The sequence below is a fragment of the Pseudonocardia sp. WMMC193 genome (genome assembly GCF_021728735.1).
Taxonomy (GTDB): Bacteria; Actinomycetota; Actinomycetes; order Mycobacteriales; family Pseudonocardiaceae; genus Pseudonocardia; species Pseudonocardia oroxyli.
On the sequence record NZ_JAKKDO010000003.1, the window covers coordinates 417,279 to 442,966 of the forward strand.

The 25,688-nt window shown below is 74.3% G+C and carries 27 protein-coding genes; 18 read left to right on the forward strand and 9 right to left on the reverse strand.

Annotation, left to right across the window (positions count from 1 at the left end):
- Positions 1-12 precede the first annotated feature (12 nt).
- Positions 13-789: a triacylglycerol lipase gene (locus L3X23_RS03325; protein ID WP_237190630.1), complete on the forward strand. Its 777-nt coding sequence runs from the start codon at positions 13-15 to the stop codon at positions 787-789.
- Here the strand turns inward: L3X23_RS03325 and L3X23_RS03330 are convergent.
- The 4 genes from L3X23_RS03330 to L3X23_RS03345 form a co-directional block, all read right to left on the reverse strand.
- The gene (locus L3X23_RS03330; RefSeq protein ID WP_237190631.1) at positions 779-1,609 is read right to left on the reverse strand and encodes an ABC transporter permease; all 831 of its coding nucleotides are present in this window, start codon (positions 1,607-1,609) and stop codon (positions 779-781) included. The genes L3X23_RS03325 and L3X23_RS03330 overlap by 11 nt on opposite strands.
- Positions 1,606-2,535 carry an ABC transporter ATP-binding protein gene (locus L3X23_RS03335; protein ID WP_237190632.1) on the reverse strand — a complete coding sequence of 310 codons (930 nt, stop codon included), beginning with the start codon at positions 2,533-2,535 and terminating at the stop codon, positions 1,606-1,608. The genes L3X23_RS03330 and L3X23_RS03335 overlap by 4 nt, the downstream gene beginning before the upstream one ends.
- Positions 2,532-3,620, reverse strand: coding sequence for a hypothetical protein (locus tag L3X23_RS03340; RefSeq protein WP_237190633.1), 1,089 nt, complete (start codon positions 3,618-3,620; stop codon positions 2,532-2,534). Before L3X23_RS03340 ends, L3X23_RS03335 begins: the two co-directional genes overlap by 4 nt.
- Positions 3,621-3,892: 272 nt before the next feature.
- Positions 3,893-4,453 carry a hypothetical protein gene (locus L3X23_RS03345; RefSeq protein ID WP_237190634.1) on the reverse strand — a complete coding sequence of 187 codons (561 nt, stop codon included), beginning with the start codon at positions 4,451-4,453 and terminating at the stop codon, positions 3,893-3,895.
- Positions 4,454-4,587: 134 nt separating this feature from the next.
- Between L3X23_RS03345 and hrcA the strand changes: the two genes are divergently transcribed.
- The 4 genes from hrcA (at position 4,588) to L3X23_RS03365 (ending at position 8,918) form a co-directional block, all read left to right on the forward strand.
- Positions 4,588-5,607: a heat-inducible transcriptional repressor HrcA gene (gene hrcA, locus L3X23_RS03350; protein ID WP_237190635.1), complete on the forward strand. Its 1,020-nt coding sequence runs from the start codon at positions 4,588-4,590 to the stop codon at positions 5,605-5,607.
- A gap of 39 nt (positions 5,608-5,646) precedes the next feature.
- Positions 5,647-6,792, forward strand: coding sequence for a molecular chaperone DnaJ (gene dnaJ / locus L3X23_RS03355; protein ID WP_093089435.1), 1,146 nt, complete (start codon positions 5,647-5,649; stop codon positions 6,790-6,792).
- 51 nt (positions 6,793-6,843) lie between these two features.
- Positions 6,844-7,590, forward strand: a complete 747-nt coding sequence (locus L3X23_RS03360) for a 16S rRNA (uracil(1498)-N(3))-methyltransferase (protein WP_237190636.1) — start codon at positions 6,844-6,846, stop codon at positions 7,588-7,590.
- A gap of 296 nt (positions 7,591-7,886) precedes the next feature.
- Positions 7,887-8,918: a PhoH family protein gene (locus L3X23_RS03365; RefSeq protein ID WP_093089434.1), complete on the forward strand. Its 1,032-nt coding sequence runs from the start codon at positions 7,887-7,889 to the stop codon at positions 8,916-8,918.
- Between the two features lie 16 nt (positions 8,919-8,934).
- On the opposite strand, the gene L3X23_RS03370 is transcribed toward L3X23_RS03365, so the two are convergent.
- Positions 8,935-9,660: an IclR family transcriptional regulator gene (locus L3X23_RS03370; protein ID WP_237190637.1), complete on the reverse strand. Its 726-nt coding sequence runs from the start codon at positions 9,658-9,660 to the stop codon at positions 8,935-8,937.
- A gap of 109 nt (positions 9,661-9,769) precedes the next feature.
- On the opposite strand from L3X23_RS03370, the gene dhaK reads away from it, so the two are divergent.
- The 8 genes from dhaK to era are packed head-to-tail and all read left to right on the forward strand — an operon-like array spanning position 9,770 to position 18,246.
- The gene (dhaK, locus tag L3X23_RS03375; RefSeq protein WP_237190638.1) at positions 9,770-10,756 is read left to right on the forward strand and encodes a dihydroxyacetone kinase subunit DhaK; all 987 of its coding nucleotides are present in this window, start codon (positions 9,770-9,772) and stop codon (positions 10,754-10,756) included.
- Complete coding sequence (gene dhaL / locus L3X23_RS03380) at positions 10,753-11,379, forward strand: dihydroxyacetone kinase subunit DhaL (protein WP_093089382.1); 627 nt, start codon at positions 10,753-10,755, stop codon at positions 11,377-11,379. Before dhaK ends, dhaL begins: the two co-directional genes overlap by 4 nt.
- Before the next feature lie 3 nt (positions 11,380-11,382).
- On the forward strand, positions 11,383-13,827 hold the full coding sequence (ptsP, locus tag L3X23_RS03385; RefSeq protein ID WP_237190639.1) for a phosphoenolpyruvate--protein phosphotransferase: 2,445 nt from the start codon (positions 11,383-11,385) through the stop codon (positions 13,825-13,827).
- Between the two features lie 38 nt (positions 13,828-13,865).
- The gene (ybeY, locus tag L3X23_RS03390; RefSeq protein ID WP_093089381.1) at positions 13,866-14,405 is read left to right on the forward strand and encodes an rRNA maturation RNase YbeY; all 540 of its coding nucleotides are present in this window, start codon (positions 13,866-13,868) and stop codon (positions 14,403-14,405) included.
- Positions 14,402-15,784: a hemolysin family protein gene (locus tag L3X23_RS03395; RefSeq protein ID WP_237190640.1), complete on the forward strand. Its 1,383-nt coding sequence runs from the start codon at positions 14,402-14,404 to the stop codon at positions 15,782-15,784. The genes ybeY and L3X23_RS03395 overlap by 4 nt, the downstream gene beginning before the upstream one ends.
- Positions 15,771-16,124, forward strand: coding sequence for a cytidine deaminase (locus tag L3X23_RS03400; protein WP_237190641.1), 354 nt, complete (start codon positions 15,771-15,773; stop codon positions 16,122-16,124). Before L3X23_RS03395 ends, L3X23_RS03400 begins: the two co-directional genes overlap by 14 nt.
- Positions 16,124-17,332 (forward strand): L-2-hydroxyglutarate oxidase, encoded by a 1,209-nt coding sequence (gene lhgO, locus L3X23_RS03405; RefSeq protein WP_237190642.1) that lies wholly within the window; start codon positions 16,124-16,126, stop codon positions 17,330-17,332. The genes L3X23_RS03400 and lhgO overlap by 1 nt, the downstream gene beginning before the upstream one ends.
- Positions 17,329-18,246 carry a GTPase Era gene (gene era, locus L3X23_RS03410; protein WP_093089377.1) on the forward strand — a complete coding sequence of 306 codons (918 nt, stop codon included), beginning with the start codon at positions 17,329-17,331 and terminating at the stop codon, positions 18,244-18,246. Before lhgO ends, era begins: the two co-directional genes overlap by 4 nt.
- Here era and L3X23_RS03415 read toward each other — a convergent pair.
- The 3 genes from L3X23_RS03415 to L3X23_RS03425 are packed head-to-tail and all read right to left on the reverse strand — an operon-like array spanning position 18,188 to position 21,218.
- Entirely contained in the window at positions 18,188-19,345 is a 1,158-nt protein-coding gene (locus L3X23_RS03415) for an AI-2E family transporter (protein ID WP_237190643.1), read from the reverse strand. The two genes, era and L3X23_RS03415, sit on opposite strands and share 59 nt — an antisense overlap.
- On the reverse strand, positions 19,345-19,953 hold the full coding sequence (locus L3X23_RS03420) for an HdeD family acid-resistance protein (protein WP_237190644.1): 609 nt from the start codon (positions 19,951-19,953) through the stop codon (positions 19,345-19,347). Before L3X23_RS03420 ends, L3X23_RS03415 begins: the two co-directional genes overlap by 1 nt.
- Before the next feature lie 23 nt (positions 19,954-19,976).
- The gene (locus tag L3X23_RS03425; protein WP_237190645.1) at positions 19,977-21,218 is read right to left on the reverse strand and encodes a patatin-like phospholipase family protein; all 1,242 of its coding nucleotides are present in this window, start codon (positions 21,216-21,218) and stop codon (positions 19,977-19,979) included.
- A 149-nt stretch (positions 21,219-21,367) separates the two neighbouring features.
- Here L3X23_RS03425 and recO point away from each other — a divergent pair, with 149 nt between their 5' ends.
- From recO to L3X23_RS03440, 3 genes are read left to right on the forward strand one after another with little or no spacing between them, the layout of a single operon-like run.
- A complete protein-coding gene (gene recO / locus L3X23_RS03430) occupies positions 21,368-22,114 on the forward strand; it encodes a DNA repair protein RecO (protein ID WP_093089373.1) in 747 nt (248 codons plus the stop codon).
- A gap of 11 nt (positions 22,115-22,125) precedes the next feature.
- On the forward strand, positions 22,126-22,935 hold the full coding sequence (locus tag L3X23_RS03435) for an endo alpha-1,4 polygalactosaminidase (protein WP_237190646.1): 810 nt from the start codon (positions 22,126-22,128) through the stop codon (positions 22,933-22,935).
- Positions 22,914-23,534, forward strand: a complete 621-nt coding sequence (locus L3X23_RS03440; RefSeq protein ID WP_237190647.1) for a trimeric intracellular cation channel family protein — start codon at positions 22,914-22,916, stop codon at positions 23,532-23,534. Before L3X23_RS03435 ends, L3X23_RS03440 begins: the two co-directional genes overlap by 22 nt.
- Positions 23,535-23,615: 81 nt before the next feature.
- Here L3X23_RS03440 and L3X23_RS03445 read toward each other — a convergent pair whose 3' ends face one another.
- Positions 23,616-24,461 carry a hypothetical protein gene (locus L3X23_RS03445; protein WP_237190648.1) on the reverse strand — a complete coding sequence of 282 codons (846 nt, stop codon included), beginning with the start codon at positions 24,459-24,461 and terminating at the stop codon, positions 23,616-23,618.
- Positions 24,462-24,517: 56 nt separating this feature from the next.
- Here L3X23_RS03445 and L3X23_RS03450 point away from each other — a divergent pair, with 56 nt between their 5' ends.
- Both L3X23_RS03450 and L3X23_RS03455 read left to right on the forward strand, forming a co-directional pair.
- Positions 24,518-25,288, forward strand: a complete 771-nt coding sequence (locus tag L3X23_RS03450) for an isoprenyl transferase (RefSeq protein WP_093089371.1) — start codon at positions 24,518-24,520, stop codon at positions 25,286-25,288.
- A complete protein-coding gene (locus L3X23_RS03455; protein WP_237190649.1) occupies positions 25,285-25,662 on the forward strand; it encodes a hypothetical protein in 378 nt (125 codons plus the stop codon). Before L3X23_RS03450 ends, L3X23_RS03455 begins: the two co-directional genes overlap by 4 nt.
- The last annotated feature ends 26 nt before the right edge of the window (positions 25,663-25,688 follow it).

Below are 25,688 nucleotides of genomic sequence, written 5' to 3' on the forward strand. Positions count from 1 at the left end.
TCGGGGGGACCGATGAGTCCGCGGCGGCGGGTGCTGGCGGCGGTCCTCGCCGGGCTCGTGGTGCTCGCGGCCGTCGTCCTCGGGGTGCGGCTGCTCCCGAGCGGCCCGGCCGTCGACCCGGACTCGCGGCCCGCGCCGGACCGGCCCGGCACCGTGCTCCTGGTGCCCGGCTACGGCGGCGGCCGCGACGGGTTGCTGCGGCTCGCGGCCCGGATCGAGGCCACCGGGCGCACCGCCGAGGTGCTCACCCTCGTCGGCGACGGCACCGGGGACCTCGGCGCCCAGGTCCGGGTGCTCGACGACGCCGCGGACGCGGCGATCGCGGCGGGCGCACCGTCGGTCGACGTCGTCGGGTACAGCGCCGGGGGCGTCGTCGCCGGGCTGTGGGTGGCGAGGGACGACGGCGCGGCGAAGGCCCGCCGCGTCGTCACCCTGGGCTCCCCGCTGGGCGGCACCACCCTCGCCGCGCAGGCCGTGACCCAGGCGCCCGACGCGTGCCCGCAGGCCTGCCGCCAGCTCGCGCCCGGCTCGGCGGAGCTGCGCGAGATCGCGGGCGTGGGGGCGGACCTGCCCTGGCTGTCGATCTACACCGCGGACGACGAGACGTCCACCCCGCCGGAGACCGCGGTGTTCGCGGGGGCGACGAACGTCGAGGTCCAGCAGGTCTGCCCAGGCGCGCGCGTGACCCACTCCCAGCTGCCGACGGACCCCACGGTCGCGGGCCTGGTCCTGCGCGGCCTCGACCCGGCCCCCACCGACCTGAGCGGGGCCGGCTGCGTCACGTCGTGACGTCCTTGGTGGAGAAGTTGGCCCAGGCAGCGCCGAACGCGACGACGACGTACCCCAGCTGCACGAGCGCGCCCTCGCGGACGTCCGCCCAGACGATCGGGTCGCGGAAGAGGTCGATCCAGGCCAGCCAGTGGGCGGTCGGCAGGAAGGGCTCGATCGCCGCGGCGGCGTCCAGCGGCTGCACCGCGGCACTCGCCACGACCAGCGCCAACACTCCCAGCGCGGCCGCCAGCGGGGAGTCGGTGAGGGTGGAGAACAGCAGCCCGACGGCGCCCAGGGCGAGCATGCACAGCGCCAGGTAGCCGACGGTGGTGGCGGTCCGGAACACGACGTCCGCCGGGCTCAGCGCTACCCCGGACAGCGACGGGATCGCGCCGCCCCCGCCCAGCGACGCGTCGGGCCCGAAGCCGAAGGCCACGACGCCGACGACATAGGACACGACCGTCACGAACAGCACCGCGAGCAGCACGAACACCGCAACCGACACGAGCTTCGCGACCAGCAGGCGCAGCCGCCCGACGGGGCGCACCAGCAGGTAGCGCAGGGTCCCCGCCGAGGATTCGCCCGCGACGGTGTCGCCGGCCACGATGGCGACCGTGATCGGCAGGAACACCGGCACGACCAGCGCCAACGCCGCCGCCGGGAAGATCTGCCCGTTGCTCACCACGGCGGACAGGAACGCGCCGCCGCGGCCCGGGGGTGGCGCCAGCCGGGTGGTCGCGAGCAGGACCGCGACCAGCGTCGGCAGCGCGCACAGCAGCAGCCAGCACAGCCACACCCGCCGCTTGCGCAGCATCAACCGCAGCTCGACGAGGATCATCGCGGCCCCTCCGAGCGGGCCCGGTCCACCCGGTCGCTGCCCGCGCCGGTGATCTCCAGCACCACCTGCTCGAGGCTGCGCTGCTCCAGCACCAGCCCGCTGACCGGCACCCCGCGCGCGACCAGCTGCGCATTGACCGCCACCGGGTCCGTCCCCCGCACGGTGACGAGCTCACCCGCGCGGCCGACGACCTGCCCGTCGAGCACACCGACGACGCCCGCCGGGTCGGGTGTCCGGACGAGGATCCGGCCGGTCGGGGCGCGGAGCGCGTCGAGCGAGGAGGTCAGGGCGAGCCGCCCGCGGTCCATGACGCCGACCTCCGTGCACAGCGCCTCCACCTCGGTCAGCAGGTGCGAGGACAGGACGACCGTGGTGCCCGCGGCGTTGAGGTCGGTGAGCAGGGCGCGCATCTCCTGGATGCCCCGGGGGTCGAGGCCGTTGGTGGGTTCGTCGAGGAGCAGCAGCTCGGGCTCGCGCAGGATGGCCGCGGCGATGCCGAGGCGCTGGCGCATGCCGAGCGAGTAGGCGCGGACCGGGCGGCGGTCCACGCCGCCGAGCCCCACCCGGTCCAGGGCCTCGTCGACCCGGTCGGCCCGGCGACGTCCGGCCCGGCCCCTCCCGGCCGCGTCGAGCAGGCGGAGGTTGGCGCGGCCCGAGAGGTGCCCCCAGGCGGCCGGGCCCTCCACCAGCGCGCCGACCCGCGGGAGGACCGTCGCCGCCCGCTTCGGCATGGGCTCGCCCAGCACCTCGATGTGGCCCGATGTCGCGTGCACCAGCCCGAGCAGCATCCGCACCAGCGTGGTCTTGCCGGACCCGTTGGGCCCCAACAGCCCGAACCGGACGCCGCGCGGGACCTCCAGGGACACCCCGGACACGGCCACGACCCGGCCGAACCGCTTGGTGAGGTCCCGGGTGGCCAGGATCACGGTCGCCGCCCCGGGAGCTCGCGCAGCGCCTGGTCCAGCACCGCGGGCGCGACGGTGCCCGCCACCAGCACCCCGCCCCGCCGGATCCCGCCGCGCGCGGCGACCGACAGCAACGGCGTGGTGAGGATCGCGGCCCGCCCGACCGGCACGTCGACCACCGTCCCGCCCGCGGCGGGCGCCCCGTCGATCACCCGCTCCGCGATCCCGCGCGAGGCCGGGACCAGCACGAACCCCGACACTCCTGCGCCGTAGACGCCGACGCCGGGCAGGCCCTCCGCGAGCGGGACGAGGTCGCGGCCCGCGAGCCGCGGCGGGGGCGGGGCGGCGTCGAGCTGGCGGAGCGCACCGGCGAGGTCCGCGGCCTCGGCGGTCACCTCGCCCGCGCCCGGCGGTGCCGTGGGGACGGTGATCTCGGGCGTGCTCAGGGAGACCTCCCGGAACTCGGTGAACAGCAGGGCCTGGTCCGCGCCGCGCGCGGCGACCTCCACCCGCAGGGGCAGGGCCGACGCGGGGTCGCACCACACGTCGATGCGGCCGACGGTGGTGTCCGGGTCGGCAGGGGTGATCCGGAGGCCCGCGGCGTCGAACCCCGCGACCCGACGCGCGGGAAGCGCGGAGACGGGGTCGGCGCGGGTCAGGCTTGTGAGCCTGCGGGCCAGCTCGGAGGGCACGAGGTCCGCGGCGCGCGGCAACCGGACGGGCGTCTCCCCGGAGACGACGGTGAGCTGGTTCGCCCCGAAGTCCCAGACGTACTCGCGCCCGCCCAGCCGGTAGGTGTCGCGTTCGCCGGCCGGGGTCAGCTCGTCGACCCGCCAGGCCTCCGGCCCGGCGTAGCGGGTGCGCAGCCGCGTCACGCTCGTGAACAGTGCCGTGACCTGCTCCAACGCGGCGATCTCCGGCAACCCGAGCCGCCCGGTGCTCTCCGCGTACCCGACGTGCGGGGGGAGCCCGGCCAGGATGCGCGTGCGGAGGTCCTCCGGGTCCGCGGAGGCCGTCGCGGGCAGGGTCACCGCGGCCGCCCCGAGCAGTACCGCCGTCCCGGCACCCACCAGCACCCACCGCCGTGTCACCCGGGAGTCGCCCATCTCGCGGCCCAGCCTGGCGGGCGGGAGGTGAAACGCCGGTGTGCCGGAGAGCGGGTGTGCGACGCGGCGGGAGGGCGGGTGGGAGGTGGAACGGCGGTTCGCCGGGAGGGCGGGCGTGCGTACCGGCCGGCACGGCAACCGCGGCCGTTGCGTATCGGCTGGGTGCAAAGGCAAGCGTGCAGATCCGCTGGCAGTGCAAGAGAAGGGGTGCGTATCCGCTGGCAGTGCGAAGGCAAGCGTGCGGATCCGCTGACACTGCAAAGGGCGCGCGCTCAGGCACCTCCCCGCAGGTAGGACTCGCCGCGCGGCGACAGCCGGTACCCGACCTCCAGCGACTCGGTCAGGCCCAGCTCCTTCAGCTTCCGCACGTCCCGCTTGAACGGCAGGGTCTCCCGGCCCAGCTCGGCGGCCAGGTCGGGCGCGCGGACGCCGGGTCTGGCGTCGATGAGGGCCAGCGTCGCCGCGGTCCACGGGGTCACCCGGTCCATCCGCGCCAGCCGCGCGGCGACCGAGTCCCGCTCGTCGGGGGTCAGCGGTCGTGCGCGCAGGGCGACCCGCGGGTCCTCGCCCGCCGCGACCAGCTCGATCCGCCACACCGGGCCCGTCCCGCGGGCGAGCATCGCGCGCAGGTCCTTCAGCGTCTGGCCCGCCGCGGCCGCGTCGGCCGCCCGGAGCGCGGACACCCCCACCCGCGACACCCCCGTCACCTCGACGACGCCGATGCGGGTCCGCATCCGCGTCCCCGGCACCACCCGGGGGCGCTCCCACCGCCGGAAGGCACAGGTGATCCGGCCTGCGGCGATCCCGTCGAGCGTCTCCTGGCGCAGCAGCACCGGCCCACCTCACCGGGCGCGCGGTCGACTGCGCAAGCTCCGTCCCAACCTTGAGCCGACTCGACGCAAGAGTCACAAGCGCGCTCCCGACCCGAGCACCTAGACTGGAAACCCGACGACCGGGAGGAGCCGCGATGAATGCCGACGAACGCCGCTTCGCGGTCCTGCAGGCCATCGTGGCCGACTACGTCTCGACCCAGGAGCCGGTGGGCTCCAAGGCGATCGTGGATCGGCACAACCTCGGCGTCTCCTCCGCGACGGTCCGCAACGACATGGCCGCGCTGGAGGAGGAGGGGCTGATCGCCCAGCCGCACACCAGCGCGGGCCGGATCCCCACGGACAAGGGCTACCGGCTCTTCGTGGACCGGGTCGCGCAGGTCAAGCCGCTGAGCAAGGCCGAGCGTCAGGCCGTGCAGAGCTTCCTCGAAGGCGCCACCGACCTGGACGACGTGCTGCGCCGCAGTGTCCGGCTGCTCGCGCAGCTGACCCGGCAGGTCGCCGTCGTGCAGTACCCCACGCTGACCCGTTCCACGGTCCGGCACCTGGAGGTCGTCCAGCTCACGCCCGCGCGGCTGATGCTGGTGCTGATCACCGACTCCGGCCGGGTGGACCAGCGGATGGTGGACCTCGGCCAGGTGGTGACCGACGAGGACGCCGCACGGCTGCGCAGCATGATCAACGGCGCGTTGGTGGGGCAGCGGCTGGCCGAGGCCTCGGCCCGGGTGGCGGAGCTCCCGAACTCCGCGCCCGCGGAGCTGCGGGACGTCGTGCTGACCCTGTCCACGGTGCTGATCGAGACGCTCGTCGAGCATCCCGAGGAGCGCCTGGTCCTGGGCGGCACGGCCAACCTCACGCGCAGCACGGCGGACTTCCCGGGGTCGCTGCGGCAGGTGCTGGAGGCGCTGGAGGAGCAGGTCGTGGTCCTCAAGCTGTTGGCCGCCGCGCGCGAGCCGGGGCTGGTCACGGTGCGGATCGGCGAGGAGAACGAGTCCGCGGACCTGCACACCGCGTCGGTCGTGTCGATCGGCTACGGGCCGGGCACGGTCGTCGGCGGGATGGGTGTCGTCGGGCCGACGCGGATGGACTACCCGGGCACCATGGCGGCGGTGCACGCCGTCGCCCGATACGTCGGTGAGATCCTGGCGGGACGCTAGGTGGGCACACGAGCAGAAGGATTCATGGGGAACCAGCAGGTGGCACGCGACTACTACGGCATCTTGGGCGTCGAGCAGGGCGCGGACGCCGCCGAACTGAAGCGGGCCTACCGTCGGCTCGCCCGGGAGCTGCACCCGGACGTCAACCCCGATCCGGCGGCGCAGGAGCGCTTCGCCGAGATCAGCACGGCGTACGAGGTGCTGACCGACCCGGAGAAGCGCCGGATCGTCGATCTGGGCGGCGACCCGTTGGACAACGGCCGCGGCGGCGGTGGCGGAGCGGGTGACCCGTTCTCCGCCTTCGGGTTCGGCGACATCATGGACGCCTTCTTCGGCGGTGCGGGCGGCGGCCGCGGGCGCGGTCCGCGCAGCCGCGTGCAGCCCGGGGCGGATGCGCTCATCCGGATGCAGCTCACGCTCGAGGAGTGCGCCACGGGGGTGCAGCGCGAGCTGACCGTGGACACGGCGGTGCTGTGCGACCAGTGCGGCGGGAACGGCTGCGCCCCGGGGACCTCCCCGCAGGGCTGCCCGACGTGTGGGGGCCGCGGCGAGGTGCAGAGCGTGCAGCGCTCGTTCCTGGGCCAGGTCGTCACCTCGCGGCCCTGCCCCGAGTGCCGCGGGCTCGGCGAGATCATCCCGGACCCGTGCCGGCAGTGCGCAGGCGACGGGCGGGTGCGCGCGCGGCGCAGCGTCGGCGTCCGGATCCCGGCGGGCGTGGCGGACGGCATGCGCGTCCGGCTGGCCGGGCAGGGCGAGGTCGGTTCGGGCGGCGGCCCGGCCGGAGACCTCTACGTCGAGGTCGAGGAGATCCCGCACGAGGTCTTCCAGCGGGAGGGTGCGGACCTGCACGTCCGGCTCCCGCTGCCGATGACCGCGGCGGCCCTCGGCGCGACCCTGCCGCTGCCGATGCTCGACGGGACCACCGAGGACCTGCACATCGAGCCGGGCACCCAGAGCGGCACGCTGCGCACGCTGCGCGCCAAGGGGATGCCGCGGCTGCGCTCGACCGGCCGGATCGACGGCCAGGGCGACCTCGTCGTGCACGTCGAGGTCACGGTGCCGACGAAGCTCGACAAGGAGCAGACCGACCTGCTGCGCCAGCTCGCGAAGCTGCGCGGCGAGGAGCAGCCGGACCTGGCCCAGAAGAACGGGCACGGGCTGTTCGGTCGGCTGTTCCGGCAGTGAGGCCGATGACCGAGCAGGCGAACGGTTCCGCGACCCCGTGACCGAGGCGCTGTGACCGAGGCGTTGTTCCTGGTCGACGAGCTGGGCGAGCGGGTCCTCCTCGACGGGCCGGAGGGCAGGCACGCGGCCGCGGTCAAGCGGATCCGGGTGGGCGAGACCGTCCGGCTGTCCGACGGCCGGGGCGCGCTGGCCCGGGCCGAGGCGGTGGCCGTCGGCAGGGACACCGTGGAGTTCGCGGTGCTCTCCCGCGAACACCATCCCGCGCCGCCGCTGCGGATCACGCTGGCCCAGGCGCTGGTCAAGGGCGACCGCGGCGAGCTCGCCGTGGAGACCGCCACCGAGGCGGGGGTCGACGCGATCCTGCCGTGGCGGGCGGCCCGCTGCGTCGCGAAGTGGGAGCAGGGCCCGCGCGGCGACAAGGCGCTCGCCCGGTGGCGGGCGACCGTCCGCGAGGCCGCCAAGCAGGCGCGGCGGCCGTGGGTGCCCGAGGTGGGCGAGCCGGTCGACACCCGGCGACTCGCCCGGCACGACGGTCCGATCCTGGTGCTGCACGAGTCCGCCACGGACGTGCTGGCGGCCACGGACCTGCCGGTCTCCGGGGACGTGCTGCTGGTCGTGGGTCCCGAGGGCGGGGTGTCGGACGACGAGCTGGACCTGCTGGTCGCGGCGGGTGCGAAGGCTGTCCGGCTGGGTCCGGAGGTGCTGCGGGCCTCGACCGCGGCGGCGGTGGCCCTCGGCGCGATCGGAGCCCTGTCCGCACGGTGGTGTGACCGGGCCCACGCAGCACCGCCTTCGTGACTGCGCAAACATCTGAGCTAGGGTCAGCACCGGCTCACCCACCCCCCTGGTGAGCACGGGATCCCCGGGCTCCGCTCGGGGACGCCGCCGGGTTCGCCCGCGGCCGCGTCGCGGTGGCCATCCCCCCGGTCGCCGCGGCGCGTTCCTCGTCGGCGCGGAGGCGGTTACTCGCGTGTCTTCTGTCGGTGGGCGGCGGTAGCATCCGGTCGGAATCACCGCAGAGCCCCCTCGGTTCGCGAACGACAGGAAGCAGGCGACCAGAGCACGTGACCCAGCCGGACCCCGTCCAGTCCCGCATGGCAGTCCCGGACACCGCGCTGCTCGCGCTGCTCGGCTCGCGTGACGAGTCGCTGCGCACCGCCGAGGAGCTCCTGTCCGCGGACGTGCACGTGCGCGGCAACGAGCTCACCCTCACCGGCGACCCGGCGGACGTCGCGTTCGCGGAGCGGGTCTTCGCCGAGCTGATCACCCTCGCCTCGCGGGGGCAGCAGGTCGGCGCGGACACCGTGCGCCGCACCGTCGAGATGCTCGGCGAGGCGGACCCGGCGGTCGCCGCGCTGCAGGGGGAGACCCCCGCCGAGGTGCTGTCGCTGGACATCGTGTCCCGGCGCGGGAAGACGATCCGCCCGAAGACGCTGAACCAGAAGCGGTACGTCGACGCGATCGACGCGCACACCATCGTCTTCGGCATCGGTCCCGCCGGTACGGGCAAGACGTACCTCGCCATGGCGAAGGCCGTGCAGGCGTTGCAGGCCAAGCAGGTCAACCGGATCATCCTGACCCGGCCCGCGGTCGAGGCGGGGGAGCGGCTCGGGTACCTGCCGGGCACGCTCTACGAGAAGATCGACCCGTACCTGCGCCCGCTGTACGACGCGCTGCACGACATGATCGACCCCGAGTCCATCCCGAAGCTGATCGCGGCGGGCACGATCGAGGTCGCGCCGCTCGCCTACATGCGCGGCCGCACGCTGAACGACGCGTTCATCATCCTGGACGAGGCGCAGAACACCACGCCCGAGCAGATGAAGATGTTCCTGACCCGGCTCGGGTTCGGCTCGAAGATCGTCGTGACGGGTGACGTCACGCAGGTCGACCTGCCGGGCAACACCCGCTCCGGCCTCAAGGTCGTCCAGGAGATCCTGTTCGGCGTCGACGACGTGGCGTTCCCCGAGCTGACCAGCCAGGACGTGGTGCGCCACCGCCTGGTCGGCGAGATCGTGGACGCCTACGCCCGGTTCGACGCGGACCAGCAGAACCGCCCGCAGCTGCGCAGCGCACCCCGCACGGGCCCGCCCCAGAACCGCGCGGCCCGCCGCTCACAGCGCTGAGCGGCACCGCCGGAGTTCAGGCCGTCGCGGACTCCTCGGCGAACCGGGGCGGCCAGCTGCTCGCGCCCAGCTCGCGGCTGATCCCTCGGGCGGCGCGGCGCAGCGCGTCGAGCGTGGCGGGGGCCGGGGGCCACGCGCCCGCGGGCACGACCAGCCCGACCGCCCCGCACACCTCGTCGGCGGTCGCCACGGGTGAGGCCGCGCCGCACTCGCCGAGCACGGCCTCCTCGACCTCGTTCGCGAGACCGGTCCGGCGCACCGAGCCCAGGTCCCGCGGGCGGAGCTGGGTCTCGCCGGTCATCGGACGCGGGTCCGTCACGGCGCACATCCCGTACGCCAACAGGACCTTGCCCAGCGCGCAGGCGTGCGCCGGGACCACGATCCCCACCTCGTCGGGGGTCGGCGCGGCGGCGACCACCACGACGTCTCCGCCGAGCGGGACGGCCACCCGCACGCCGCACCCCGTCTGCGCCGCGAGGTCGGCGATCCACGGCTGCGCGTGCGCCCGCAGCTCGAGGTTGTCCAGGTAGACGTTGCCGAGCTTGAGCGTCGCGGGGCCCAGGCGGTAGAGGCCGGTGTCGCGTTCCTGCACGACCATGCCGTGCGCGAGCAGCGTCCGGACGATGCCGTGCACCGTCGACGGGGCGAGGCCCATGGCCGCCGCGATCTCGCCGAGGCTGCGCCGCCGCGCACCCTGCAGGACCGCCAGCACGCGCAGCGCACGGTCGACGGACTGGATCACGGCGTACTCCTTGTGGTGTGAGTCGGGTCATACTAGCGTTCGGCATCGCCGAATGGTCTTCGAAGGCGGAGCCTGCGGAGCCGACCCTCAGTGCCGATGGGGAGGGCCCATGAAGAAGCTCATCAACGATCCGGATTCCGTCGTCGCCGAGGCGCTGCGCGGGATGGCCCTCGCGCACCCGGAGCTGCGGGTGGACCACGAGAACCGGATCGTCTTCCGCGGCGACGCGCCGGTCCGCGGCAAGGTCGGGCTGGTCTCCGGTGGCGGGTCGGGGCACGAGCCGATGCACGGCGGCTTCGTCGGTCCCGGGATGCTGGACGCGGCGTGCGCGGGCGAGGTGTTCACCTCACCGGTCCCCGACCAGATGGTCGCGGCGACCCAGGGGGTGGACGGCGGCGCGGGCGTCCTGCACATCGTGAAGAACTACACCGGTGACGTCATGAACTTCGAGATGGCCGCCGAGCTGGTCGAGACCGAGGTGGCGACGGTCGTCGTGGACGACGACGTCGCCGTCCAGGACTCCCTCTACACCGCGGGCAGGCGGGGCGTCGGCACCACGGTGCTGCTGGAGAAGATCGTCGGCGCGGCCGCGGAGCAGGGGCGCCCGTTGGCCGAGGTGGCGGACCTGGCCCGGAAGGTGAACGACCGCGGCCGCAGCATGGGCATGGCGCTGACCTCGTGCACCGTGCCGGCGGCGGGGCAGCCGACCTTCGACCTCCCCGAGGACGAGATGGAGATCGGGATCGGCATCCACGGCGAGCCCGGGCGGCGTCGGGTCCCGCTGGCGCCCGCCCGCGAGATCGCGGAGATGCTGGTCGAGCCGGTGCTCTCGGACCTCGACTTCACGTCCGAGCCGGTGATCTGCTTCGTCAACGGGATGGGCGCGTCGCCCCTGCTGGAGCTGTACCTGATGTACGGGGAGGTCGCGGCGCTGCTGGAGAAGGCGGGCGTGCGGGTCGCGCGGTCGCTGGTGGGGCCCTACATCACGTCCCTGGACATGGCAGGCTGCTCGGTGACCCTGCTCCGTGCGGACGACGACCTGCTGGCCCTCTGGGACGCCCCGGTGCGCACCCCCGGCCTCCGGTGGGGCGCATGACGTCGCTCGACTCGCTCGTCTCCTGGCTCCGGGCCTTCGCGGCGTCGGTCGAGGAGCAGAAGGACGCGCTCACCGCGCTGGACTCCGCGATCGGGGACGCCGACCACGGCGCCAACATGGCGCGCGGCATGGCGGCGGTGGTCGCGGCGCTCGACGCCCAGTCGTTCGACTCGGTCGGCGCGTTGTTCAAGAAGGTCGGGATGACGCTGGTCAGCACGGTCGGCGGGGCGAGCGGCCCGCTCTACGGCACGCTCTTCCTGCGGTTCGGCACCAGCGCCGGGGAGGTCTCCGAGCTCGACCCGCAGGCGCTCGCGAAGGCGCTGCGGGCAGGCCTGGAGGGCGTGGTCGCCCGCGGCAGGCCGGAGGCGGGCGACAAGACGATGTTCGACGCCCTGTCCCCGGCCCTCGACGCCCTGGACGCCGCCCTGTCGAGCGGCGCGTCCCTGGCGGACGCCCTGACCGCCGCCTCGCGGGCCGCCGACGCCGGCCGGGACGCCACCGTCCCGATGCTCGCGCGGAAGGGGCGCGCCAGCTACCTGGGCGAACGCAGCGTGGGCCACCAGGATCCCGGCGCCACCTCCACCGCGCTGCTGGTCGCGGCGGCAGCGCGCACCCTGGCCTGATCGGTGTCGGACACGGTCGGGCTGGTCGTCGTCTCGCACAGCCGGGCGCTGGGCGAGGCGGCGGCGGAGCTGGCCCGGGAGATGGTGCCGGGGGACGAGGTCCGCATCGAGGTGGCCGCGGGCCTCGCCGAGCACACCCTCGGCACCGACGCCACCGCCATCGCCGAGGCGCTGAGCAGGGCGGACGGCGGGGCGGGCGTCGTCGTGCTGATGGACCTGGGCAGTGCCGTGCTCTCCGCCGAGCTGGCGCTGGAGTTCCACGACGACCCGGACTCGGTGCTGCTCTGCCCGGCGCCCCTCGTCGAGGGCCTGGTCGCGGCCGCGGTCGCGGCGGCGGGCGGTGCCGATCGTGCGACCGTCGCCGCCGAGGCCGGCCAGGGCACCGCCGCCAAGCGCGCCCAGCTCGGCGAGGAGCCGGTGGCGCCGAGTCGCCCCGCGGCGTCCCGGCCGGATCGGGTGGAGCGGTTCACGGTGACCCCGCCGCACGGCCTGCACGCCCGGCCCGCCGCGCTGCTCGTCCGCGCGGTCGCCGGGTTCGACGCCCGCGTCGAGCTCGTCGACCTCACCACCGGGCGCGGGCCGGTCTCGGCGGCGGGACTCACCGGGGTGGCCGCGCTCGGCGCGGCGTCGGGGGACGAGATCGAGGTGCGGGCGACGGGTCCGCAGGCCGGTGACGCGGTGGCGGCGCTGCTCGACCTCGCGGCCGGGGGGTTCGGCGAGGGGGGCTCCGCCGCCCGTGCGGACGCCGATGATCCACCCGTGGGAAGCGATGCGGTCGCCGAGCGACCGCCGCCCTCCCCGCTCGTGGATCACGGTCCGGTGGCCGGGTCGCCGGGGATCGCGCTCGGCCCGGCCCGCGTGCTCCGGCCCACCGCGCTCGCGGTGCCCGCCGAGCCCGCGGGCACCCCGGCCGTCGAGCGCGCCCGGCTCGCCGCGGCGGTCGCGGCGGCCAGGGCCTCGATCACCGCGGTCCGCGACGCCACGCCCGGCGCGGAGGCGGCGATCTTCGACGCGCACCTGCTGATGCTCGACGACCCGGCCCTCGTCGAGGTCGCGGACGCCGGCATCGACGCAGGTCGCAGCGCTGCCGCGGCGTGGGCGTCGGCCGCCCGGGACGCCGCGGCGCAGCTCGCCGCCCTGCCGGGCGAGTACCTCCGCGCCCGCGCCGCGGACGTCCGGGCCGTGGGGGACGAGGTCCTGCGCGCCCTGGTCGCCGACTCCGGCCGCGACCCCGACGGCCCGCCCGATTCCGAGGCCCGGGTGCTCCTCGCGGCCGACCTGACCCCCGCCGAGGCCGCCACCCTCTCGGCCGCCGGCGTGGTCCTGGCCGGCGGGAGCCCCACCGCGCACGCCGTGATCATCCTGCGCGCGCGGGGGATCCCCGCGGTGCTCGGGGCGGGGGAGGAGGTCCTCGACACCCCCGACGGCACCCTCGTCGCCGTCGACGGCGACACCGGCGAGCTGCAGGTCGACCCGCCGGACCCGGACCGCTTCCGGGCGCGACGGGCCCGGGCGCGTGCCCGGGAGCGGGCCGCGGAGGACCGTCGGCACGAACCGGCCGTCACGCCGGACGGCACCCGCGTGCTCGTCGGCGTCAACCTCGGGGCGGAGCCGGCTTCCGAGCAGGGAGCTCCCGACCCCGCCCCGGGCGCCGACCTCGCGGGCCTGGTCCGCACCGAGTTCCTGTTCCTCGACCGGGGCCGTGCCCCGTCGGTCGACGAGCAGGAGGCCGCCTACCGGGCCGTGGCGCGCGCCATGGGCGGGCGCCGGGTGGTGCTGCGCACGCTCGACGTCGGGGGCGACAAGCCCCTGCCGTACCTGCCGCAGCCGCCGGAGGCCAACCCGTTCCTCGGCGTCCGCGGCCTGCGGCTCGCCCTGGCGCGGCCCGACCTGCTCGACGACCAGCTGCGCGCGATCGTCCGGGTGGCGCGCGACCATCCCGTCAGCGTGCTGTTCCCGATGGTCACCGTGCCCGCCGAGCTCGACGCCGCCCGTGCCGCGCTCGCCCGCGCCCAGGAGCGGGAGGGGCCCGCCGCGCTGCAGGTCGGGATCATGGTCGAGGTCCCCGCCGCGGCGCTCACGGCGGCCCGGTTCGCCGCGGGCGTGGACTTCTTCAGCATCGGCACCAACGACCTGACCCAGTACACCCTCGCCGCGGAGCGCGGGAACCCGCGGCTGGCCCCGCTCGGCGACGCCCTGCACCCGGCGGTCCTGCGGCTGGTCCGGGAGGTCTGCGACACCGGCGTGCCGACCGCGGTGTGCGGGGAGCTGGCGGCGGACCCGCGGGCCGTCGGCCTGCTCGTCGGGTTGGGGGTGCGGGAGCTGAGCGTGGCGCCGCCCGCCGTGGCGCGCGTCAAGCAGGCGGTCCGCGAATCGGCGGGGCTGCCGCCCGACCTGTGGACAACTCGGGACGCGGAGGCGGTCCGCGCACTGCTCCCGGAAGGCTGACGACTACCCTCGACGCCACCGACATCCGAGGGGAAAGCGTGAGCATCGAGGTCGTCAACGAGTCCGGCGTCGCCGTCGACGAGTCACTGATCGTGTCCGTCGCGCGCTATGCGCTGGACAGGATGCGGGTCAGCCCCGCCGTCGAGCTCGCGATCACCGCCGTGACCCTGGACGCCATGTCCGAGCTGCACGAACGGTGGATGGACGAGCCCGGCCCCACGGACGTCATGGCCTTCCCGATGGACGACCTGGCCGAGGACACCCGCCGTCCGGACGCGCCCGACATCGGGCCCGCGCTGCTCGGGGACATCGTGCTGTGTCCCGCGTTCGCCAAGGACCAGGCGGTCAAGGCGGGCCACACGATGGACGACGAGCTGCACCTGCTCACCGTGCACGGCTGCCTGCACCTGCTGGGCTACGACCACCACGAGCCGGAGGAGGAGCGCGAGATGTTCGCGCTGCAGAACCGGCTGCTGCACGACTGGCGGACCGAGCGCGCCGAGAGCGCGGCGCGGGAGGCCCAGCGCCGCAGCGACGCGAAGCTCCTCGGGACCGTGGGGTTGGACGCCGAGGAATGAACGCCGTCGGGCTGCTCGTCATCGCGATCGTGCTGATCCCGGTCGCAGGCGTCTGCGCCGCGGCGGACGCCGCGTTCACCTCGGTGTCCAGCGCGCGGGTCGCGGACCTGGTGCGGGCCGGGCGCCCGGGCGCGCGCGCCCTGGCCCGGGTCGTGGAGGACCGGGCGCGCTACCTGAACCTGCTCATCCTGCTCCGGCTCATGGGCGAGACCGTGGCCACGGTGCTGCTCACGATCGCCCTCGCGAGCTGGATCGACCCGCCCTGGCTCGGGGTGCTGCTCGCCGCCGCGATCATGGTGGTGGTCAGCTACGTGCTGATCGGGGTCGGGCCGCGCACCCTGGGCCGCCAGCACCCCTACGCCCTGGGCATGGCCGTGGCGGCGCCGATCCGGGTGATCGCCACGCTGCTCGGCCCGATCACCTCCCTGCTGATCCTGGTCGGCAACGCGATCACCCCGGGCCGCGGCTTCCGCGAGGGCCCGTTCTCGTCCGAGGTCGAGCTGCGCGAGCTCGTCGACATGGCGGGCACGGCGGGCGTCGTGGACGAGGGCGAGCGCAAGATGATCCACTCGGTGTTCGAGCTGGGGGACACCATCGTCCGGGACGTCATGCAGCCCCGGCCGGACGTGGTGTGGGCCGAGCGGGACACCCCCGTCCAGAAGGTCGTGCGGCTGGCGCTGAAGAGCGGCTACTCGCGCATCCCGGTGCTGGGGGAGGACATCGACGACATCGTCGGGATCGCCTACCTCAAGGACCTGGTCGGGGTCACCTGGGACCGGCCGTCGGCCACGCTGGTCGAGGTGGTGCGCCCGCCGGTGTTCGTTCCGGACTCCAAGCGGATCGACGAGCTGCTCAGCGACATGCAGCGCACCCGCAACCACATGGCGATCGTGGTGGACGAGTACGGCGGCACCGCGGGCCTGGTCACGATCGAGGACATCCTCGAGGAGATCGTCGGGGACATCTCGGACGAGTACGACACCGCCGAGGTGCCCGAGGTCCAGCGGCTCGACGGTGGCACCCTGCGGCTCGCGGCCCGGCTGCCCGTCGAGGACCTGCAGGAGCTGTTCGCGGGGGAGTTCACCGGCACCGAGCGCGAGGAGGAGCTCCGCGAGGCGATCGAGGAGGCGGACGTCGACACCATCGGCGGCCTGCTCGCCCAGCGGCTCGGCAAGGTCCCGCTGCCCGGGGCGGAGACCGAGGTCGAGGGGCTGCTGCACCTGAAGGGCGAGGGCGGCAAGGACGCCCGCGGGCGCGTGCGCATCACGTCGGTGCTGGTCACCCCCCTCACGCGGCCCGAACCCGAGGACGAGAACGAGCACCAGGCGGAGCGCGAGCCCGTGCCCGCCGCACAGGAGGAGACCGATGTCCGGCAGTGAGACCCCGCCCCTCGGCGCCGAGGACGCCAAGATCGTGACGTTGGCGCGGTCCTCGCGCGCCCGCACGGGCGCGGCCGAGGGCGCCGCGGTGCGGGACACGGACGGGCGCACCTACGCCGCGGCCACCGTGGACCTGCCGTCGCTGCGGCTCACGGCCCTGCAGGCCGCCGTCGCCGCCGCGGTCTCCAGCGGCGCGGAGGGCATCGAGGCCGCCGCGGTGGTCCTCGACGGCGAGCCGGACGAGGCCTCCGTGGCCGCGGTCCGGGACCTCACCGCGAGCGCGCCGGTGATCGTCGCGAACGCGAAGGGCGAGGTCGTCTCGGTCCTGGTGCCCGCCTGATGAGCACCCCGACGTACGACGTCGTGGTGGTCGGCGGCGGGATCGTCGGCCTGGCCACCGCGCACGCGGTCGTCCGCAGCGGCCGCACGGTCGCCGTGGTCGAGCGGGAGCCGCGGCTGGCGGACCACCAGACCGGCCGCAACTCGAACGTGATCCACTCCGGGCTCTACTACGCCCCGGGCGGCTACAAGGCGCGCCTGGCCGTGGCGGGCTGCGCGGAGACCGTCGCGTTCTGCCGCGAGCACGACCTGCCGCACCGGGTGTCGGGCAAGCTCGTCGTGGCCACCGAGCAGGAGGAGCGCCCCCGGCTCGCGGAGCTGGAACGCCGGGGCCGGGCGAACGGCGTCGAGACCCACCGGCTCGATGCGGCGGGCATGCGGGAGCGGGAGCCGCACGTCCGCGGCCTCGACGCGCTGTGGGTGCCGTCGACCGGGATCTGCGACTACCGCGCCGTCGCCGAGAAGATCGGCGAGCTGCTGGTCAAGGAGGGTGGCGAGATCCACCTCGGCCGCACCGTCACCGGGCTCGCGCCGCGGGACTCGGACGTGGTCGTCCGCACGGACTCCGGCGACCTGCTGGGCGCGCAGGCGGTCGTCTGCGGCGGCCTGCGCAGCGACGAGCTGGCCCGCGCCTCGGGTGTCGATCCCGGGGTCCGGATCATCCCCTTCCGCGGCGAGTACTCGGGCTTCACCGAGGAGGCCGCGGAGCTGGTCAAGGGCCTGATCTACCCCGTGCCGGACCCGGCCTTCCCGTTCCTCGGCGTACACGCCACGCGGGGGGTCGACGGGCATGTGCACGCCGGACCGAACGCGGTGCTCGCGCTGGCCCGCGAGGGCTACGACTGGACCACGGTCAAGCCGAAGGAGCTCCTCGGGAGCCTGCTGTACCCGGGCATGGTCCACGTGGCGCGCACGCACTGGCGCTACGGGCTCGGCGAGGTGCGCCGCTCGCTGTCGAAGTCCGCGATGGTGACCCAGATCCAGCGGATGCTGCCCGAGGTCCGGGCGCACCACCTCGTGCCTGCGGGCGCGGGCGTGCGGGCCCAGGCGGTCACCCCGGACGGCACGCTGGTGGACGACTTCCTGTTCCGGCAGCAGGGCCGCATCCTGCACGTGCTCAACGCGCCCTCGCCCGCGGCCACGGCCGCCTTCCCGATCGGGCGCGAGATCCTTCAGAAGCTCACCGGCGAGACCCTGGGGCCCCTGTGAACACCTGGCCGGACGACTTCCGTTCCGGGTTCGCCTGCTTCGTCGGCAGGCCGAACGCCGGCAAGTCCACCCTGACCAACGCGCTGATCGGCCAGAAGATCGCGATCACCTCGTCGCGCCCGCAGACCACGCGGCACGCGATCCGCGGGATCGTGCACCGGCCGGACGCCCAGCTGATCGTCGTGGACACCCCCGGCCTGCACAAGCCGCGCACCCTGCTGGGCTCCCGGCTGAACGACGTGGTCCGCGAGACCTGGGCGGAGGTGGACGTCGTGGGGTTCTGCGTGCCGGCGGACCAGCCCGTGGGCCGCGGGGACGAGTTCATCGCGGGGGAGCTGAAGTCCGTCGCGGGGCGCACTCCCGTGCTCGGGATCGTCACGAAGACGGACAAGGCACGCCCGGAGCAGATCGCCGAGCGGCTCACCCAGATGTCCGAGCTGATGGAGTTCGCGGACATCGTGCCGTGCTCGGCGAAGTCCGGCGACCAGGTCGGGCTGCTCGCGGACCTGCTCGTCGACAAGCTGCCGGAGGGCCCGCCGCTCTACCCGGACGGCGAGCTGACCGACGAGCCGGAGGAGACGCTGGTCGCCGAGCTGGTCCGCGAGGCGGCCCTCGAGGGCGTGCGGGACGAGCTGCCGCACTCCATCGCGGTCACCGTCCAGGAGATGATCGAGCGCGAGGACCGTCCGGCGGACGATCCGATGCTGGACGTCCACGCCACGATCTTCGTGGAGCGGCAGAGCCAGAAGGGCATCGTGATCGGCCGCGGCGGCGAGCGGCTGCGCCAGGTCGGTACGGACGCCCGTCGCCAGATCGAGGCGCTCCTGGGCGTGAAGGTCTACCTCGACCTGCACGTCACGGTGGCGAAGGACTGGCAACGGGATCCTCGACAGCTGCGGAAGCTGGGGTTCTAGGCCGGGGGCTGCTCCCGATCAGCGCGTTCGCCCAGTGGGCCCGGGGGTCGACGTCGACGAGCAGGACCTTGGCCAGCAGGGTCAGCGGGGTGGCGAGGACGGCGCCGATCGGGCCCAGCAGCCACCCCCAGAACACCAGGCCGACGAGCACGACCGTCACGCTCAGGCCCACGGCGTCGCCGATGAAGCGCGGCTGGATCAGCGAGGTCAGCACGAAGTTGACCACCAGGTAGATCGCGACCACGGTCACCGTCAGCGGCCACCCGCCGACCAGCAGCGCGAGGACCATCGGCGGCACCAGCCCGACCCAGAACCCGACGTACGGGATGTAGTTGGTGATGAAGGCCAGCAGCCCCCAGAGCACCGCGAGCGGCACCCCGAGCAGGGCGAGCGCGACCGCGTCGACGGCTCCGACGAGCAGGCCGAACACCGTGTTGACGGCCATGTAGCGGCGGGTGCCGCTCGCGAACAGGGCCAGGGCGGCGGCGGCCTCGGCGTGGTCCTCGGCCAGCAGGGCCCGCCTGCGGTCGACCCCGGCGGCCTCGAAGGACAGGAACAGCAGCAGCGACAGCAGGAAGACGAGGTTGCCGAGCAGCCCCGTCAGGCCGAGGAGCAGCCCGCTGACCAGCCCGACCAGCCGCGAGGTGTCCAGGGATGCGGCGAGCGCGCGCAGCTGCTCGGGCCCCACGCCGAACTCCGCGAGCCGGCCGAGCACACCGCTGAGCAGCCCGTTCGCCTCGGCGGCGTACCCGGGCAGGACGGTCGCGAGCCGGGCGGCCGACACCACGATCGTCCCGGCGAGCACCAGCAGCACGCCGTAGACGCACAGCAGCACCACCCCGGAGGCGGCCCAGCCGGGCAACCCGAGCCGCACCAGCCTGCCGTGCACCGGGTGCACGGTGATCACGATGACCAGGGCCAGGAAGAGCGGTCCGACCAGCCACGAGACGCCCGCGATCCCGGCCACGACGATGACCACCGACGCCGCGGCCAGCAGCACCACGAGCGCCCGCGGCAACCCGCCCTCCGCGGCCCGAGCGGCGCTCTCGGGACCCGACTCGTGTCGCTCGGGGCTCGCGAGGGGGGCGTCCGCCTCCATCAGGCGGACGTGGCCAGCGACCGGACCCGGAAGGCGAGCACGGCCAGCACGATCCCGCCCGCGAGCGCGAAGATCCCGACCAGCCAGAGCAGCGCGAGGATGCCGGACGCCGGCCAGACCAGCAGCAGGATGCCGAAGATCACGTCGAGGGCGCCCTTGGCGAGGGTCCAGCCCCAGCGGTCGTCCGTGCGGCGGGACCGGATGCCCTCGGCGATGGTGCTGACGCCCAGCACGATCGCCCAGAACGCCACCACGAACAGCAGCGACAGCGCGGTGGCCGCGGGCCAGACGAGCGCGATGATGCCCGCCAGCACCGAGATCACGCCCTGCGCCACGATCCAGCCCCAGGAGGGCTCGGTCCCGCGGGCCTTGATCCCCAGGTAGACGGCCGTGACGCCGTCCATGATCGCGTAGACACCGAAGACGATGATCAGCGCCTGCAGGGCGATGCCGGGTGCCGCGAGCACCAGGACGCCCCAGATCACCAGCAGCACGGCGCGCAGCAGCACCAGCCACCAGGCCGTCTTCGCCATGTCCTTCAGCTCGCTCGCGATCGGCGAGTCCCCGGGCGGGGTGTCGGCGGGCGGTGTCGCGGACGTCTCGGTCATGGGTCTCCTCGTTCGATGCCTGATCAGCGCACGGGTCCGAGCCGCAGCTCGGACACGCGCCCGTCGATGAAGTCGGCCTCGGCGCGCCCGAGGCCGTCGCGCAGCCGCAGTGTCCACATCGCACGATCACCGGCGACGTGCTTGCGGGTGGGGTCGATCTGCGCCCCACCTGCGAGAACCGTACTCAGATGTGCGCGCAGCGGAACCCCGGCGCGTGGCCGGAACGGGTGGTCCGAGTGGAGCACGGCGTCTTCGGTGGTCGCGGCGCGCAGCGCCTCGGCGTCACCGCCGCGCACCGCGCGCTCGAACGCGAGCGCGCCGAGGAACCGGTCGGCCTGGTCGCGGCCGCGGCGTTGCAGGCCGTCGAGGAACCGCACGTCCCGGTTGAGCTTCGACGCCGATCCCAGCACCCGCGACCGCCACGAGCCGGGCATCTCGATCACCCGCACCGTGACGTGCTTGTACCCCCGGTCCGCCCGCAGGTCGCCCGCCGCGAGCATCCGGTCGACGGTCTCGATGAACCCGAGCTCCTGGTGCAGCGAGAGGTTGCCTGCCAGCCCGTTGCGCCGGTCGGCGATCTCGACCGGGGTGCGGGGCTCGCGGTCGACGGCGGGGGCGTTGATCTGGACGACCCAGAGCTCGTCCGGCGCCGTGGCGAGCAGGTCGTGGACGGGTGGGTTCTGCGAGAACAGGCCGTCCCAGTAGGTCCCGCCGTGGGTCCGCACGGCGCGGAACAGGGTGGGGATCGCCGCCGAGGCGAGCACACACTCGGCGGTGATCCGGTCCGTGCGGCTGTCGAAGGCGCGGAACTCGCCGGTGAGCACGTCCACCGCGCCGAGCAGCAGCATCGGGGCGTCGGGATCGGCGGTGATCCCGGCGAAGTCGACGTGCCTGCTCAGCAGGGAGGTGAACTGGTCGACGCCGCTGAGGAACCGGGGGAGGGCGTAGGGCGTCCCCGCGGGCAGGAGCCCGAGGCCCTGCAGCGCACCGGCGCCGACCATGCCGACGTTCTGCAGCCGGGTGAGCGGGTTGCGGGCGGAGTTGTCCCGCCAGAACGCCTCGAGCAGCTGCGCGGCCCGCTCGCGGTCCTTGGCGCGCAGCCCCTCCCAGGCCAGCAGCGCGCAGATGGCGCCACCGGAGGTCCCCGACAGGCCGACGATCTCGTGTCCCGCCAGCTCGGGGGCACGCAACAGGCGGGCGAGCACACCGGCGGTGAAGGCCGTGTGGCTGCCGCCCCCCTGGCAGGCGATCGCGATTCGACTCATGATCGCAGGACGCTAGCCGTCCACACCGGATCGGATCAGGGCCGAACGGCTCGCCGCCGTCCGGGTGCCGGGGCGTGCGTCGTGGGGTCGTGACGCGACCGTCCGGGTGTCGCGGTGTCCGCGGGGCCCGCAGGTCGTAGGCTCATCGGGTGAGCACCCTGTACCGCGACACCGGCGTGGTGCTGCGCGTGCAGAAGCTGGGCGAGGCGGACCGCATCGTGACGTTGCTGACCCGGCGCTGCGGCAAGATCCGCGCGGTGGCGAAGGGCGTGCGGCGCACCCGCTCACGGTGGGGGGCACGGCTCGAGCCGTTCAACCACGTCGACGTCCAGTGCTACACCGGGCGCAGCCTCGACGTGATCACCCAGTGCCAGACGCTCGACGCCTTCGGCTCCGGCGTCGTCTCCGACTACGCCCGGTACACGGCGGGGTGCGCCATCCTGGAGACCGCGGACCGGCTGGTGTCCGAGGAGGGACACGGCGACTCGTTGCGGGTCTACCTGCTGCTCGTCGGGGCCGTGCGGGCGTTGGCGGGCCGCGAGCGGGATGCCTCGCTGATCCTGGACGCCTTCCTGCTGCGGGCGATGAGCCACGCCGGGTGGGCCCCGTCGATCACGGAGTGTGCCAAGTGCGCGGCGCCCGGCCCGCACCGCGCGTTCAGCGTGCAGGGCGGCGGCGCGGTCTGTGACGTCTGCCGTCCCCCGGGCTCGGTCCTCCCCGGCCCGGAGACCTTCGCCCTGCTCGACGCGCTGCTCCACGGCGACTGGCCGGTCGCGGACGCCGCGGACGCCCCCACCCGCCGCGACACCTCCGGCCTGGTCGCCGCGCACCTGCAGTGGCACATGGAGCGGCAGCTGCGCTCGCTCCCGCTGGTGGAGCGCGTCAGCCGGCCGTGAGGATCGCCCCGGTGAGGAGGCGGCGGGTCGCGCTCGCCGGCATGGTGGCGGCCATCGGCGTGCTCGCGGCCTGCGCGACCGGGACCGCAGCGCCCCCACCCGCGACCGGGACGGCGGTGCCCCCGCCCGCCGGTGGGACCTGGCAGTACCAGCTGCAGGGCCCCGTCGACACGTCGGTGCCCGCGGGCACCTTCGACGTCGACCTGTTCGACACCCCCGCCGCGACGGTGGCCGAGCTGAAGGCCAAGGGCAGCACGGTGATCTGCTACCTGAACGCGGGCGCGAGCGAGGACTGGCGGCCGGACTTCGCCGCGATCCCGGCGGACCTGCAGGGCGCCCCGCTCGACGACTGGCCGGGCGAGCGCTGGCTGGACGTCTCGCGGCCGGAGGCCCTGCGCCCCTTCCTCGCCGCCCGGTTCGACCTGTGCCGGGAGAAGGGCTTCGACGGCGTCGAGCCGGACAACGTCGACGGCTACGCCAACGACTCCGGCTTCGCCCTGACCGCGGCCGACCAGCTCGCCTTCAACCGGATGCTCGCCGACCTCGCGCACGAGCGGGGGCTCACGGTCGGCCTGAAGAACGATCTCGACCAGGTGCCGGAGCTGGTGGACCGGTTCGACTTCGCGGTGAACGAGCAGTGCGCGCAGCACGGCGAGTGCGCGGCCCTCGACCCGTTCGTCGCGCAGGGCAAGCCCGTCCTGCACGTCGAGTACACGCTGCCCCTCGCCGACTTCTGCCCGCCACCCCCCGGCTTCCGGTCGATCTCGAAGCCCCTGGGACTGACCGCGGAGGTCCAGCCGTGCCCGCCGGCGCCCGCCTGATCCGTCCCCTCGACCTCGCAGGCACCGCGCTGTTCGCGCTGCAGGGTGGGGCCACCGCGGCGGCTGCGGGACTGGACGTGTTCGGGGTGCTCGTCATCGCCTTCGTGACGGCGGTGGGCGGCGGCATCGTCCGGGACGTCCTGCTCGGGGCCACCCCGCCCGCGGTGTTCAGCGACCTCGCGTACCCCGTCGCGGCCTTCGGCGGCGGGCTCGTGGTGGTCCTGGTCTACCGGCTGGTCCGGGCGATCCCGCCGGAGGTGCTACTCCCGCTCGACGCGGCCGCGCTCGCGCTGTTCGCGGTCGTCGGGGCGGCGAAGGCGGTGGACCACGGGATGTCGCCGCTGCTCGCGGCGCTGCTGGGCGCGGTGTCGGGGACGGGTGGCGGGGTGATCCGAGACGTCATGCTGGGCCGGGTGCCCCTGATCCTGCGGTCGGACGTCTACGCCGTGGCCGCGCTCGCGGGCGCCGCCGTCGTCGCGGTGGGCCTGCGCTACGGCCGCCGCCGCGCCCTGGTCCTCGCGGCGGGCTTCGTGGTCTGCTTCCTGGTCCGCATGCTCGCCGTCTGGCAGGGCTGGAACCTCCCGCGAGTTGCCGGGTGACCCGCACCAGGGAGCCACAACCGTCGGATCGGGGCCCCGACACGACGGTCGTGGCTCCATGATGCGTGGCGGGGGTCGGGTTCAGGCGGCGGCGTGCGCTCGGGCCGCCTCCGCGGCGCGGTCGGTCGCGGCCTCGTGGGCGGCCTGGGCGGCCGCGGTCGCCGCGTTCACGGTGTCGGGGTCGAAATGGCCTGCGATGGCCTCCTGGACGGCGATCTTCGCCCGGATCACCGGCTTGCGGTAGGTCTTCTCGCGGTAGACCGCCTTGGCCAGCTTCTTCGGACGGGTGGCGTAGCGCCACCGCGCCCACGGCGAGTGCGGGCGACCCAGTCGCACCGCCGTGACCAGCAGCAACGGCCCGAAGAACAGCCCGACGAGCCCGCTCCACACCTTTCCCTTCGCCAGCGTGACCACCGCCAGCAGCAGCTGCAGGACGAAGAACGCCACGACCAGCACGACCTCGACCGCGTCCGCCTGGGAGAGCCCGTCGAAGTCGCCCTGGAACCCCAGCGGATGGATGCCCAGCAGGAAGAACGACGTGATCGTGAAGGCGACGAACACGGCGTCGATCGAGGAACGGCCCTCCTGCGTCCAGTACACGTCGGACAGGTGCAGGAGCAGGGCCCACTCGTCGAGCACCAGCGCGGTGCCGATCCCGAACAGCACGGCGCACAGGATGTTCGGCACCGGCGTGTCGAACGAGGCCAGCGCGATCAGCACGAAACCGGCGATCAGCATCATGACCAGGCCGAACACCATGTGGTGGATGTGCAGCCCGCCCGGGGTGACGTTGCCCGGCCACCACCGCACCTGCGCGCGGATCATCCGCACCGAGAACCGGATGAACAGGAACGCGACGAGGAAGGCGCACAGGAACGAGAACAGCGGCAGCCTGCCCGTGTCGACGATGGTCTCGGTGAACCACATGAAGCAGTGACTACTCCGTAAGGGCGCGCTCGTCCAGGCACGTAGGCTCCCGGACCGTGCCTTTCGAGAGTCCCGCGCCGCACCCGTCGGGAGCCCGGCCGCCGGTGATCCCGGCGGAGCTGGTCCCCCGCCACGTCGCGCTCGTCATGGACGGCAACGGCCGCTGGGCCAACGCGCGCGGGCTGCCCCGGATCGAGGGGCACCGCCGCGGCGAGGCGTCTCTGATGGACGTGGCCCGCGGGTGCATCGACATCGGCGTGAAGTGGCTGTCCGCCTACGCCTTCTCCACCGAGAACTGGAAGCGCAGCCCGGACGAGGTGCGGTTCCTGATGGGCTTCAACCGGGACGTGATCCGGCGCCGGGTGGACGAGATGCACGCCATGGGCGTGCGGGTCCGGTGGGCGGGGCGGCGGCCGCGGCTGTGGCGCTCGGTGATCAAGGAGCTCGAGGTCGCCGAGGAGAAGACCCGGCACAACGACGTCCTCACCCTGACCATGTGCGTGAACTACGGCGGGCGGGCGGAGATCGCCGACGCCGTGCAGCAGATCGCCCGGCTGGTCCAGGAGGGCCGGATCAAGCCGGAGAAGATCGACGAGCGCACCATCGCGAAGTACCTCGACGAGCCGGACATGCCGGACGTCGACCTGTTCGTCCGGTCCTCCGGCGAGCAGCGGACGTCGAACTTCCTGTTGTGGCAGAGCGCCTACGCCGAGATGGTCTTCCTGGACACGCTGTTCCCGGACTTCGACCGCAGGCACATCTGGGAGGCGATCGAGATCTACGCCAGGCGGGACCGCCGGTTCGGGGGAGCAGTGGACAAGGCATGAGTCTCGAGATCGCGCGCAAGGCGCTGGAGCGCTACCACGACGTCGAGGTGGACGCGGACGGCGCGCTGACCTTCGCCCACGGCGGCGTGCTCTGCGTCGTGCAGGGGACGGAGCTGGAGGAGGGCCTGCCGGTCCTCAACCTGACCTGCGTGGTCGCCTGGGACCTGACCGACGAGGACATCCCCGCCCGGGTCGCGCTCGGGGTGGGGGAGGGCCTGTTCGGCACCCCGCGGGTGATCAAGGGGGAGCGCGGGTGGGACGTGACCCTGCGCTACGCCTTCCCCGCCGTCGGCCTGGAGGAGGGGCCGATGGGCACCCTGCTGATGCTGGTGGTGAGCAGCGCGTCGAGCATGCGGGCCGAACTGGTCCCGTGAGTGGCGATAGTCGCTCTGGCGACTAT